Annotated in this window: 6 protein-coding genes; 4 read left to right on the top strand and 2 right to left on the bottom strand. The window is 68.6% G+C overall.

Going from position 1 to position 13,598, the window contains the following annotated elements:
- Positions 1–20 precede the first annotated feature (20 nt).
- Positions 21–3,434: an ATP-binding cassette domain-containing protein gene (locus tag OR600_RS08260; RefSeq protein WP_251164184.1), complete on the top strand. Its 3,414-nt coding sequence runs from the start codon at positions 21–23 to the stop codon at positions 3,432–3,434.
- 114 nt (positions 3,435–3,548) lie between these two features.
- Here the strand turns inward: OR600_RS08260 and frc are convergent, their stop codons facing one another.
- Entirely contained in the window at positions 3,549–4,880 is a 1,332-nt protein-coding gene (gene frc, locus OR600_RS08255; protein ID WP_135978474.1) for a formyl-CoA transferase, read from the bottom strand.
- 306 nt (positions 4,881–5,186) lie between these two features.
- On the opposite strand from frc, the gene oxc reads away from it, so the two are divergent.
- Both oxc and OR600_RS08245 read left to right on the top strand, forming a co-directional pair.
- Complete coding sequence (gene oxc / locus OR600_RS08250) at positions 5,187–6,974, top strand: oxalyl-CoA decarboxylase (protein WP_251164185.1); 1,788 nt, start codon at positions 5,187–5,189, stop codon at positions 6,972–6,974.
- A gap of 66 nt (positions 6,975–7,040) precedes the next feature.
- On the top strand, positions 7,041–8,228 hold the full coding sequence (locus OR600_RS08245; RefSeq protein WP_135978476.1) for an AEC family transporter: 1,188 nt from the start codon (positions 7,041–7,043) through the stop codon (positions 8,226–8,228).
- Between the two features lie 256 nt (positions 8,229–8,484).
- Here OR600_RS08245 and OR600_RS08240 read toward each other — a convergent pair whose 3' ends face one another.
- Positions 8,485–9,744 carry a chloride channel protein gene (locus tag OR600_RS08240; RefSeq protein ID WP_135978478.1) on the bottom strand — a complete coding sequence of 420 codons (1,260 nt, stop codon included), beginning with the start codon at positions 9,742–9,744 and terminating at the stop codon, positions 8,485–8,487.
- 122 nt (positions 9,745–9,866) lie between these two features.
- Here OR600_RS08240 and nifJ point away from each other — a divergent pair, with 122 nt between their 5' ends.
- Complete coding sequence (gene nifJ / locus OR600_RS08235) at positions 9,867–13,466, top strand: pyruvate:ferredoxin (flavodoxin) oxidoreductase (RefSeq protein ID WP_251164186.1); 3,600 nt, start codon at positions 9,867–9,869, stop codon at positions 13,464–13,466.
- Positions 13,467–13,598 lie beyond the last annotated feature (132 nt).

Raw genomic sequence — 13,598 nt, 5'->3', positions numbered from 1 at the left:
TTTTGCGGCGGGAGGACCCCATGCTGGAGCTCAAGGACGTCGTCAAGACCTACCCTGTGGGAGACGGCGAGGTGGCGGCCCTGCGCGGGGTATCCCTGGCGTTTCGCACAAGCGAGTTCGTGGCCGTCCTCGGCCAGTCGGGCTGCGGCAAGACCACGCTCCTCAACATCGTGGGCGGCCTCGACCAGTACACGTCGGGCGACCTGCTCGTGAACGGCCGGTCCACCAAGGGCTACTCCGACGCCGACTGGGACGCCTACCGCAACCACTCCGTGGGCTTCGTGTTCCAGAGCTACAACCTGATCCCGCACCAGACGGTGCTTGCCAACGTGGAGCTCGCGCTCACGCTCGACGGCGTCTCGGCGGCCGAGCGCACGCGCCGCGCCACCGAGGCCCTGGAGCGGGTGGGCCTGGGCGACCAGCTCGCCAAGAAGCCGGCCATGATGAGCGGCGGCCAGATGCAGCGCGTGGCCATCGCCCGCGCCATCGTCAACGACCCCGACATCATCCTGGCCGACGAGCCCACGGGCGCCCTCGACTCCAAGACGTCGGTGCAGATCATGGACCTGCTCGAGGAGATCTCCAGGGACCGTCTCGTGGTCATGGTCACACACAACCCCGAGCTCGCCGAGGATTACGCCACCCGCATCGTGCGCCTCTCCGACGGCCAGGTGCTGTCAGACTCCAACCCGCCCACGGCCGCCGAGCTCGCCGCCGAGCCCATGGACCCCAAGCCCCGCCACACGCACCTACCGTTCCTCACGGCCTTGGCCCTCTCGGCCAACAACCTGCGCACCAAGAAGGGTCGCACCGTCCTCACGGCGTTCGCCGGAGCCATCGGCATCATCGGCATCGCGCTCATCCTGTCGCTCTCCAACGGCATGAACGACTACATCGCCGGCATCGAGTCGGACACCATGGGCGCCTACCCCATCACGATCAGCCGGCAGACGGTGGACATGATGGGGGCCATGAGCGAGGACTCCATCAACGAGCGTATGGAGATCGCGGGCTATGGCACGGGCGGCGACGGTGGGCAGGAGGACGCCATCGTCTCCAACAACGTCGTGGCAAAGACCGTCGAGCAGATCGACACGCTGGTGAAGACCAACAACCTCGGCGCCTTCCGCTCCTATATAGAGGGACACCATGCGGACATAGGCCCCTACGTCACCGCGATCTCCTACGACTACGAGGTGTCGCCCCAGGTGTGGCGTGAGGACGAGGGCGGCGGCGTGAGCCGGGTGTCTCCCCGCACGCTGTTCGACGGGGCCGGCACCATGGCGCAGTCCATGATGGCATCCAACGCCACGACCTCCTCGCAGTGGAGCCAGCTCGTCGACGACGAGTCGCTCCGCGAGGGGCAGTACGATCTCAGGTCCGGCCGCTGGCCGGAAGGGGAGGGCGAGGTGGCCCTCGTGGTGGACGAGAGCGGCCGCGTGAGCGACTTCGTGCTCTACACCCTCGGCCTGATCGACGAGGGCTCCATGGACGAGCTCGTCTCCTCGGTCGAGAAGGGCGAGGAGGTGGAGGACCCGGTGCACACCGTGGCCTTCGACGACGCCATCGGCAGGACCTACACGGTGTTCTCGCCCTCACAGCTTTACCAGGAGCAGGACGGCGTGTATGTGGACAAGGGCGACGACGCCCCGTACGTGGCGTCCCGGATGGCCGACGGCGTGCCCGTGGAGGTCGTGGGCGTGCTCCAGGCCAAGGACGGCGCCCCGATGACCGGCGGTGTGGTCTACACCGGGGCGCTCGCCCGCAGGCTCATGGCCGTGGCGGCCGAGCAGCCGGTGGTGAGGGCGCAGCTTGCCGACCCCGACAGGAACGTGCTCACGGGCGAGGCCTTCGAGGACGACGGCGGCTCCGCGGCGGCCGGCGTCGATGCGGCAATGAACACCATGACCTCGATGTTCTCCCGCACGGACTTTGCCGGTGGGGCCCGTGTCGCCGACGGCCCGTGGCGTGGCGGGGCCGTGGTGACGGCCGGTGTCTGGCACGCGCCCGAGACCGTGACGCTGCACCTCGTGGACGCCGAGGCGGCGGCACCCGGGGACGGCGCAGGGGATGCCGGCGGCGATGGGGCCGGGGACGCCGGTACGGGCGACACGCCGGCGCCGGGCGGCGACACCGTCACGGTGGACCTCTCCAAGCTGAGCCCGGAGCAGCGCGCCCTCGTGCAGGCGCTCCTCTCGGGCGACGTCTCGGCCGACGAGCTGCAGGAGCGCATCCGCGAGATGGTGCTCGACAGCATCACGCCGGAGGAGATCCTCTCGCGGCTCACCCCCGAGCAGAAGCAGCAGGTCGTGCAGGCGATACTCGCCGACGTCACGCCCGAGCAGATGATGGCCATGCTCACCGAAGACCAGCGCGTCCAGCTCATGGCCGACGTCGTGAAGGGCCTCTCCGACGAGCAGAGGCAGCAGCTGGCCCAGCAGCTCGGCGTGCAGGTGGACCCGGCCCAGATCCTGGCCGCCATGACGCCCGATCAGCGCGACGCCATGGCGCGCGAGTTCATGGCCTCCGACGCCGGCAAGGCCCTTATGGGGCAGTACCTGGGCTCCATCGACAAGGACGCGCTGCTCGCCGAGTACATGAAGACCGTGGACACCGACGCCCTCATGCGACAGTACATGGAGAGCATGGACACGTCGACGCTCGTGGCGCAGTACCTGCAGGGCGTGGACACCGAGGCCCTCATGGAGCAGTACCTGTCGTCGCTCACGCCCGAGCAGCTGGCCGAGATGGCGGGCATGACGGCGCCCACCCAGGAGCAGATCGACGCCCTCATGGCCCGCTACTCCGGCGACACGCCGCGCACCTACGACGACGTGCTGGTAAAGCTGGGGTACGCCACCGAGGACCGGCCGGAGCGGATCGTCATCTACCCCTGCGACTTCGAGGCCAAGAGGGGTGTGGAGGACTTCATCGCCGGCTACAACGCCCAGGCCAAGACCGACGCCGACAAGGTCACCTACAACGACCTCGTGGGCATGATGACGAGCTCCATCACCGACATCATCAACATGATAACCATGGCCCTGCTGGCGTTCGTGGCCATCTCGCTGGTGGTGAGCTCCATCATGATCGCCATCATCACCTACATCTCGGTGCTCGAGCGCACCAAGGAGATCGGCGTGCTGCGGGCCATCGGCTCCTCCAAGGGCGACGTCACGCGCATCTTCACGGCCGAGACCTTCATCGAGGGGCTGCTGGCCGGCCTCATCGGCGTGGCAGTGGTCGTGCTCATCGACATCCCCATCTGCATCGTGGTGGAGCAGAACTACGGCGTCGCGGGCATAGCGGTGCTGCCCCCGGTGGACGGCCTGATGCTCGTGGCCATCTCGGTGGCGCTCACGCTGGCGGCGGGGTTCATCCCGTCGCGCATGGCCGCGAGGAAGGACCCGGTGGAGGCGCTGCGCAGCGAGTAGGGTGGGACAAAAGTGCCCGACCATTGGGACAAAAGTGTCCGGGTGTTGGGACAGGTCGGGCCCCCTGCGTCTGACGATGCAGGGGGCCCTTCGAGTCGCTCTCGGTGGTGCGGGTTACTTTGCGGCGGGGGTCACGAGGTCGGCCTTCACGCCGTTGTTGGAGCCGATGACGCCGGCCTGCTCCATCTGGGCGATCTGGTCGTCGGTGTAGCCCAGGCCCTTGAGGATCTCGACGTTGTTCTCGCCGAGGTTGGGGGCGCGCTTGTAGTCGGGCTTGTAGTTGGCGAGGCTGAAGGGCAGGCCGATGGTCTTGAAGGAGCCGCGGGCCTCGTCCTGGTCGATGGTGACGATGGTGCCGTCGCTGTTGAGGTCGGGGTCGTTCTCCAGCTCGTACCAGTCGAGCACGGGGCCCACGGGCACGCCCTTCTCGCCGAGCATCGTGGTGAGGGTGTCCTTGTCGTACTGCATGGTGAACTGCTCCACGCGGGCGTAGACCTCGGCCTTGTGCTCGTCGCGCGCGTTGGGCGTGGAGAACTTGGGGTCGGTGAGCCAGTCCTGGAAGCCAAGGGCGTTGCAGAAGTTCTCAAAGCCCTTGGGCGACTGCTGGATGACGATGTAGACGTAGGCGTTGGGGTCGGTCTCCCAGCCCTTGGCGCGGTAGCACCAGCCCAGCACCAGGCCGCCCTCGGCGTTCTCGGGGCGCGGCACGGCCTTGCCCCACTTGTAGCCGGGGTAGCAGGCGTAGTAGCTGAGCTCGTGCAGGTGGTCGAGAATCAGCTGGTCGCGGAGCTTGATGCGGCAGAGGTTGAGCACGGCGTTCTGCATGGACTGGTACACATAGGTGCCCTCGCCGGTGTGCTCGCGCTGCATGAGGGCGGCGAGGATGCCGATGCACAGGTGCATGCCGGTGTTGGAGTCGCCCAGGGCGGCGCCGGACTGGGTGGGAACGTTGAAGTCGCCGGTGTTCCAGCCGGTAGTGGAGGCGGCGCCGCCGGCGCACTGGGCCACGGGCTCGAAGGCCTTCACGTGGGCATAGCGGCTGCCCTGGTTGAAGCCCTTGAGGGAGGCCATGATGCACTTGGGGTTGATGGCGTGCACCTGCTCCCAGCCAAAGCCCAGCTTCTCCACGTCGCCCGGGCCGATGTTCTCGACGAAGACGTCGGCGTCCTTGAGGAGGTCGGTGAGCACCTTCTTGCCGGCGTCGTCCTTCATGTCGAGGGTGAGGGACTTCTTGTTGGCGTTGAGCTGCAGGTAGTACAGGGAGTACGACCCGTCCACGTCGTTCATCTCGTTACGGGTGGGGTCGCCGCCGTGAACCTTCTCGAGTTTGATGACCTCGGCGCCGAGCCAGGCGAGGAGCTGGGTGCAGGAGGGGCCGGACTGGACCTGGGTCCAGTCGATGACCTTGATGCCGGCGAGGGGCGCCGTGTTGGTGGTGTCTGCCATGGGATTCCTTCCTTCGAACCGTGGAGGCCGCCTTCGGGCGGTCTGGGCGATGATGGCTCTCGTGGTCGTGGGTACCCGTGGCCTCCGGGGTCCCCACGGGGTGTCCCCAAGTCCACAATCACTCTACATAAATATAATTTTATAAATCTGACAGAAAAACAGTGGACTCTACCTCATGTAATAAAGGGACTTGAGATGTATTACGTCCGCTTTTTTTGGGTTCGGGCGCCAGAGCGACGCGGTTCGGGGGAAGAGACCCCGTGCGATGAAGCGGCTCTGCCACCGCATATGACATTGGAGGTACACGTGAGCAACCAAACCGCCGCCCCGAATCAGGGTCTCACCGACGGCATGCATTTCCTCGCCGACACCTTGATCGCCAACGGCGTCAAGAACATGTACGGCGTGGTGGGCATCCCCGTCACCGATTTTGCCCGTATCGCCCAGGCCAAGGGCGTCAAGTACGTGGGTATGCGCCACGAGGCCGACGCCGGCAACGCCGCCGCGGCCGAGGGCTTCCTCACCGGTCGTCCCGGCGTCTTCCTCACGGTCTCGGCCCCCGGTTTCCTCAACGGTCTCGCCTCCCTCAAGGAGGCCACCGAGAACGGCTGGCCCTGCATCCAGCTGGCCGGCTCCTCGGTCCGTCACACCGTCGACCTCCACGAGGGCGAGTACGAGGGTCTCGACCAGCGTGCCTACGCTGTACCCTTTGCCAAGGACTCGTTCCGCATCGACCGCATCGAGGACATCCCCCTGGGTATCGAGCGCGCCATCCGCACCGCCACCACCGGCCGTCCCGGCGGCGTGTATGTGGACATGCCGGACGACCTCATGGGCCAGACCATGGATGAGGACGCCGCCCAGAAGATCCTGTTCACGGCCGAGAACCTGAACCCGGCGCAGCCCGCCGACCAGGCTATGGTCGAGAAGGCCCTGACGCTGCTCGAGAACGCCAAGAACCCCATGATCGTCGTGGGCAAGGGCGCCGCCTACGCCCGCGCCGAGAAGGAGGTCGCCGAGTTCGTCGACAAGACGAACATCCCCTTCCAGCCCATGTCCATGGCCAAGGGCCTCATCCCCGACGACGACCCCCACTCCACCGCCTCCTGCCGCGGCCTCGCCCTGCGCACGGCCGACGTCATCCTGCTCATCGGCGGCCGCCTCAACTGGATGCTCGGCTACGGTGGGGGCAAGAAGTACAACCCCGACGTCAAGTTCATCCAGATCGACATCGACGGTGCCGAGTTCGGCAACGCCCGCCACATCGACTGCCCGCTCCTCGGTGACATCAAGACCGTCATGGGGCAGCTCGTGGACGGCCTGTCCTCCCACAAGATCCAGGCCAGCCAGGAGTGGATCGACCTCCTCGCCGCGGACACCAAGAAGAACGACGAGCGCTTTGGCGGCGCTGAGACGGCCGACACCGTGCCGATGACCCACCAGAACGCCCTGGGCGCCATCAAGCGCGTGCTCGACAAGAACCACGACGTCTACGTGACCAACGACGGCGCCAACACCCTGGACGACTGCCGCGACATCGTCGACATGTATCTGCCCCGCCACCGCCTCGACTGCGGCACCTGGGGCGTCATGGGCGTGGCCATGCCCTACGCCATCGCCGCCGCCGTCACCACCGGCAAGCCCGTGGTGTCCATCTCCGGCGACTCCGCCTACGGCTTCGCGCCCCTCGAGGTCGAGACGGCCTGCCGCTTCGACCTCCCCATCGTCACCATCGTCCTCAACAACGGCGGTATCTACCGCGGCGACTTCGAGGACCTCGGCGACTCCGGCGACCCGAGCCCGCTGACGCTGGACGCCTGCGCCCACTACGAGAAGGTGGGCGAGGCCTTCGGCGCCACCGGCTACTTCGCCACCACGCCCGCCGAGCTCGAGGCCGACCTCACCGAGGCCCTGGCCTCCGGCAAGCCCGCCTTCATCAACGTGCAGCTCTCCGTCCACGCCGGCGTCGAGTCCGGCCACATCGGCGACCTCAACCCCAAGCCCGTCGTCGGCCCCCTCGCCACGAGCGAGTGCGAGGACCTGAACGAGGAGGTCGTGGACGGCAAGCTCGTCCAGGAGAAGCCGGCCCAGTAAGCCGCGAGGCCATCGTGCGGGGTCGCCTTGGCGGGCGGCCCCGCACCCGAGGAGAAAAGCGCATCCATGATCAAGATCATCGTCAACGACATCGTGCCGATCCTTGTGATCATGGCCCTTGGCTACATCTGCGGTCGCGTCCATTATTTCGACGACGACCAGCGCCAGGGCCTCAACAAGGTCGTGCTCGACATCGCCCTGCCCGCAGCCCTGTTCGTCTCCATCGTCAAGGCCACCCGCGAGATGCTCGCGAGCGACCTGGTGCTCACGATCCTGTCCCTCGTGGGCGTGACGGGCATGTTCATGCTCAGCTACCTGCTGTGCAAGAAACTGTTCCACCACACCACCCAGGAGGCCGCCGTCTGCGCCCTCATCGCCGGCTCGCCCACCATCGGGTTCCTCGGCTTTGCCGTCCTCGACCCGATCTACGGCAACGACGTGACCACCAACCTGGTCATCGGCATCGTGTCCATCGTGGTCAACGCCGTGACCATTCCGCTCGGCTTCTACCTCATCAACAAGGGCCAGAGCGAGATGCGCGCCAAGGCCGCCAAGGGCACCAAGGCCGTGCCCGCCGCCTCCGCCGCCGTCCCGGCTGCCGGCTCGGCTGCCGTCGACGACGCCAAGGCCCCGAGTACCCCCGCCACCCCGGCCGGCGCCCCCGTCACCGACCAGGAGGCCCGCGCCGCCGAGAAGGAGCACGGCATCCGCAAGGAGATCGACGTCATCCGCGCCGAGGAGCGCGGTCACGCCAAGAAGCACGCCATCAAGAACCCCAATGTGGCCGCCATCGTCAACGCGGTGAAGAAGCCCGTTGCAGCCGCCCCGCTCATCGCCGTGCTGCTCGTGCTCATCGGCGTTCGGTTCCCCTCCGAGCTCGACCCCTGCTTCGAGCTCATCGCCAAGGCCAACTCCGGCGTGGCCGTGCTGGCCGCCGGCCTCGCCCTGTCCACGGTCTCTCTGGGCGTGAACAAGGAGGTCATCTGGAACACGTTTTACCGCCTGATCCTCATGCCCGCCGTGATCGTGGCCGCCGGCTTTGCCCTGGGTATGGGCAGCGACCCGTCCAAGATCTCGATGCTGGCCATGGCTGTGGCCCTGCCCCCGGCGTTCTCCGGCATCATCATCTCGAGCCGTTACAACATCTACGTGAAGGAAGGCGCCAACTCCGTGGCCGTCTCCACGGTGTGCTTCGCCGCCACCTGTATCCTGTGGGTGTGGGTCATGCCGATCCTCTGCTCCATGTTCCACTAGGGCACGTCCAACGGCTCAAGGCCTTGCCTTCGAGGGCCCGTCACGGCGGCGGGCCCTCTTTTTTGTGCCTGGGGCGGGGTTGTCGGATGGGCTGCCGGGCGAGTCTGTCTGAAACCGCGATTGCGGACGGTCCACCCGGGGGTGTCGGCCTCCGGCCTGAAACCTCGATTTCTGACGGCGGGCCTGCCGGGCGTAGGCGGCGTCGGTTTTCGGGGTGGCCGCAGGGCGGGCTTGAGCCGCCGTTCCTGCCGAGGGGCTACTCCCGGTGCCGCCGCACCTGGTCGACGACACCCTTCAAGGCGGTCCGTCCCAGCCACGCGGCCCCGATGCAGGGGAGCAGCCAGGGGGCGAAGCCCCAGCCAAAGAACTCGCAGCCCACGAGCGCGCCGGAGATGGGGCAGCCGAGGGCCACGCCGTAGAGGGCCGCCATGGCCAAGGCGCCTGTGAGCAGCGGGTCGGCCCCGCAGAGGGACGCCACCGCCGACCCCATGAGGGCCCCCGTCACAAACATCACGGTGACCTCGCCGCCCCGCAGCCCAAAGCCCAGGCACACCACGGTGAGGGCCAGCTTGAGGGCGAAGCCCCACCCGCCGTGGGGCTCCGCTAGGGCCGGGACCACCAGGTCGGTGCCGAGGCCCGCCCATCCCATAAGGCCCGGCACGACGAGGAGCGCCACGGCCACCACGACCCCTCCCGTGACCAGGCACCGCATGGGGTCGCGGCCCATGCGGCTGCGGAGCCCCTCGAGAAGGCGGACCCCCACCTCGAAGCCCACGCCCGCCACGGCGGCGCCCACGGCCACCAGGAGCGCCCCTGCGAGGTCGGGTGCCGCGGCGGCCCGGGAGCCAACGAAGGGGGTCTGGATCTGCAGGCCCATGGGCCTGGCAAAGGCCGCGGCCACCAGGCACGAGAGCAGCACCGTGGGCAGGTGGCGCACGCGGCATCGCCGGGCCGCCAGGTGCTCCACCAGGTAGGCGAAGACCCCCAGGGGGGCGCAGAGCAGGGCCGAGAAGCAGGCTGCCAGGCCGCAGGCCACGGCCCAGTCGTAGGCCGGCTCGCCGTTGTCGTCGTCCACGGAGAACCAGGGCACCATGGCGGCCCCCACCGAGGCCCCCAGGTACTTGGCGGCGGAGTCCGGCCCCACCGACGCCCCTCCCAAAAGCGACATCAGGGTCCCGGCCAGCATGGTGGGGCCCACCCTGGTGGGGAGACGCCGGTTGGCCCCCATGTCCTTCATGAGGCCGTTGAACCCGGGCCGCAGGTCCATGACCACCCCGAGGCGCCGGTACATGACTACCTCGAGGGCCGCCAGGGCCGGCAGGAGGGCGCTCAGCCACGGCAGTGCCCGCCAGGCGTCCCCTGCCCAGGAGACCCCGAGGCAGAGCACCACGTTGGCAAGGCCGCACAGGATGCCGCAGGCCACGGCGAAGGCCACGCGCCTTGCGCCCATGGCCCAGTCGTAGGCCTCGAGGCGTCGTCTTGTCCAGGTGGCGGCCGCCGTCATCCTTTGGCCCACAGGCACTCCCTCCGCAGAGCTTCCGTCGTCTCCGTAGATACCCGACCTGCCCGCTTGTCTGCGGGTATAGACCGCCTGTTCATCCCTTGGGCCCCTGGCCCGACCATCCCGTGGAGGACCCCATGCCCCAAACCCAGCATCCCCGTCGCGAGGCCATGGACGGCATGACCGCCGCGGCCTACGCGGCCTACGCCCTGTCCGACGCCGCCCTCATCTACCCCATCACGCCGGCCTCCAAGATGGCCGAGACCGTGGAGCGCTGGGCCTGCGAGGGTCGCGAGAACCTCTTCGGCGCCCCGGTGGACGTCAAGGAGATGCAGTCCGAGAAGGGCGTGGCCGGCGCGTTCCACGGTGCGCTGTCGGGAGGCGCCCTCGCCAGCACCTTCACGGCCAGCCAGGGCCTCATGCTCATGATCCCCAACCTCTACAAGGTGTCGGGCGAGCTGCTCCCCGGCGTGCTCCACGTGACGTGCCGCTCGCTCTCGACCCACGCGCTCTCGATCTTCGGCGACCACCAGGACGTTATGGCCGTCCGCGCCACCGGTGTGGCCATGCTCGCCAGCGCCACGGTGCAGGAGTGCATGGACCTCTCCCTCGTGGCGCACCTCTCCGCCATCGACGGCTCCGTGCCGTTCTGCCACTTCTTCGACGGCTTCCGCACGTCGGACGCCATCGAGACCGTGGACGTCATCGAGCCCGAGGCCATGGCGCCCCTGGTGGACCGGGACGCCGTGCGGGCGTTTCGCGCCCGCGCCATGGAGCCGGAGCACCCCGACATCCGCGGCACGGCCCAGAACCCCGACATCTACTTCCAGAACCGCGAGGCCGCCAACCCCTCCTACGACGCGCTCCCCGCCGTCGTGCAGGCCAACATGGACAAGGTCGCCAAGCTTACGGGCCGGCGGTATCACCTCTTCGACTACGACGGCGCCCCCGACGCGGAGCGCGTCGTCGTGACCATGGCCTCCTCGGCCCAGGTGGCCAAGGAGTGCGTGGCGCACCTCGTGGCGGCCGGCGAGAAGGTGGGCGTGGTAACGGTACGTCTCTACCGGCCTTTCTCCGCCGAGCACCTCCTCGACGCCATCCCCGCCACGGCCAGGCGCGTCTCGGTGCTCGACCGCACCAAGGAGCCCGGCAGCCTGGGCGAGCCACTCTATGGGGACGTGGCCCTGGCCGTGCTGTCCTCCGGACGTCCCGTCGAGGTCCTCGGCGGCCGCTACGGCCTCTCGTCCAAGGACTTCACGCCGGCCCAGGTCAAGGCGGTGTTCGACAACATGGCCCTCGAGGAGCCCAGGCGCCGCTTCACCGTGGGCATCGACGACGACGTCACGCACCTGTCCCTGCCCGTGGGCGGGCCCGTCCGCTGCCTGCCGGGGCCGTGCTCCCAGGCGGTGTTCTACGGCTTTGGCTCCGACGGCACCGTGGGCGCCTCCAAGCAGGTGGCGCGCATCCTGTCGCGGGAGCAGGGCGCCTGCGTGCAGGAGTACAGCTGGTACGACTCCAAGAAGAGCGGCGGCCTCACCATCTGCTACCTGCGGCTCTCCGACAGGCCCGTGCAGAGCCCCTACCTCGTTGACGACGCCGGCTACGTGGCCTGCCACAAGTCCACCTACGTGCGCCGCGGCTACCCCATGGCCGACCGCCTGGCCGAGGGCGGCACGTTCGTGCTCAACGCGCCCTGGGCCGACGCCGCCTCGTGGGAGGAGCACGTCCCCGCGCAGCTGCGCCAGGCGCTCGCCAGGAAGAAGGCCAAGGTCTACGCCGTGGACGCGAGCGGCCTCGCCGAGCGCTCCGGGCTCGGCGGGCGCGTCAACATGATCATGGAGTGCGTGTTCCTCAAGCTCACCGGCCTCATGGACTACGACGCGTTCGTGGCCGCCCTCAAGGCGGACATCCAGGAGGTCTACGCCGCCAAGGGCGCCGACGTCGTGAAGGCCGACCTCGAGGCCGTGGACGGGGCGCTGGCCTCGCTCGCCGCCATCGACTACCCCGACTCCTGGGCCACGGACGGCGAGGGCCCAGAGACCGTGGCCCAGAGGATGGCACCGGCCGACAGGAGCGGCTACGTGCGCGACGTCTTCTGGCCCATGGAGGAGCTCCGCGGCGACGACCTACCCGTGAGCGCCATGACGCCGGACGGCTTCGTGCCCCTCGGCACCACGGCCCTGGAGAAGCGGGCCGTGGCCTACTCGGTGCCGCGGTGGGACGCCGACGCCTGCGTGGAGTGCTACGAGTGCTCCTACGTGTGCCCCCACGCCGCCATCCGGCCCTACCTCGCCACGGGGGACGAGCTCGCCTTCGCCCCGGAGGGCTTCGACACCAAGCCGGTCACGTTGCCGGCCCTCAAGGACGAGGGCCTGTCCTTCAGGATCCAGGTCTTCCCCGAGGACTGCGTGGGCTGCGGCAGCTGTGCCTACAACTGCCCGGGCCACGCCCTGTCCATGGAGCCGCTGCCCACGCAGCTCGAGACCCAGAGGGAGGCCCTGGACTTCTGCCGGTCGTCCGTCTCCCTCAAGGACCACCTGCTGCCCGCCGCCACGGTGCCTGGCACGCAGCTCCAGCAGCCGCTCTTCCAGTTCTCCAGCTGCTGCGGCGGCTGCGGGGAGGCCCCCTACATCAAGCTGCTGACCCAGCTCTTCGGCGACCGCCTCATCATCGCCAACGCCACGGGCTGCTCGTCCATCTACGGCGCCTACATGCCGGCCATGCCCTATGCTGTCAACGCCGCCGGGCACGGCCCTGCCTGGGGCAACTCGCTCTTCGAGGACAACGGGGAGTACGGCTACGGCATCGCCAAGGGCGTCAGGATCCGCCGGGGGCATCTGGAGCGCCTGGTGTCCCGGGCCGTGGCCGACGAGGGCGCCGGGCTGCCCGCCGGGGCCACCGCCCTCATGTCCAGCTGGCTCGAGGGCAAGGACGACCCCGAGGCCGCCTACGACCTGGGGCGCGCCATCCGCACCGAGCTCGAGGGCACGGCCGCGGGCACGGGGGAGGGCGCGGGTCTCGCGCGGCAGATCCTGGACTACGGCGAGATGTTCGGCAAGAAGAGCGTGTGGGCCGTGGGCGGCGACGGCTGGGCCTACGACATCGGCTACGGCGGCCTCGACGAGGTGGTGGCGAGCGGGGAGAACCTCAACATCCTGGTGCTGGACACCGAGGGCTACTCCAACACCGGCGGCGAGATGAGCAAGGCCACCCAGATGGGTGCCGTCACCGGGTTCACCTACAACGGTAAAGGCACGCCCAAGAAGGACCTGGGCACCATGCTCATGCAGTACGGCTACGTCTATGTGGCCCACGTGAGCCTTGCCGGCGACATGCAGCAGGTGATCGACGTCATGCGGGAGGCCGACGCCTACGACGGGCCCAGCGTGGTCATCGCCTTCTGCCCCTGCATCAGCTGGGGCATCGAGGGCGGCATGGGCAGCGTCACGGGCATCATGCGCGAGGCCGTGGAGACCGGCTACTGGCCGCTCTGGCACTTTGACCCGCGCCTGGCCGAACAGGGCGGCGACGCCTTTGTGCTGGACTCCGCGGCGCCGAGCAAGCCCATGGGGCCGTTCCTGGCCAAGATGCGCCGCTATGCGAGCCTGGCCGACCGCGAGCCGGCCGTGAGCGCCAGGCTCCAGAGCGAGCTGGCCAAGGACAGCGAGGCGGTCTATCGCAAGCTGGACGCCCTGGTGCAGGTGTACGGCGGACTGGACGAGAAGAGCGGCAAGTAGGCGCCCCCCCCCACTGCCGCCTAGGCCCCGCGCCTCTCCCCGCGCCTCCCCCCCCTGCGCCTGAAAGCGATTGAGGGCATCCTCAGTCGCTTTCAGGCGCAGGGCCCCATGCCGCGGAGGCCTGCGGCATGG

This window comes from Granulimonas faecalis (genome assembly GCF_022834715.1).
GTDB lineage: Bacteria > Actinomycetota > Coriobacteriia > Coriobacteriales > Atopobiaceae > Granulimonas > Granulimonas faecalis.
Note: the sequence above shows the minus strand (reverse complement) of the source record. Positions and strands in the feature narration are given on the sequence as shown.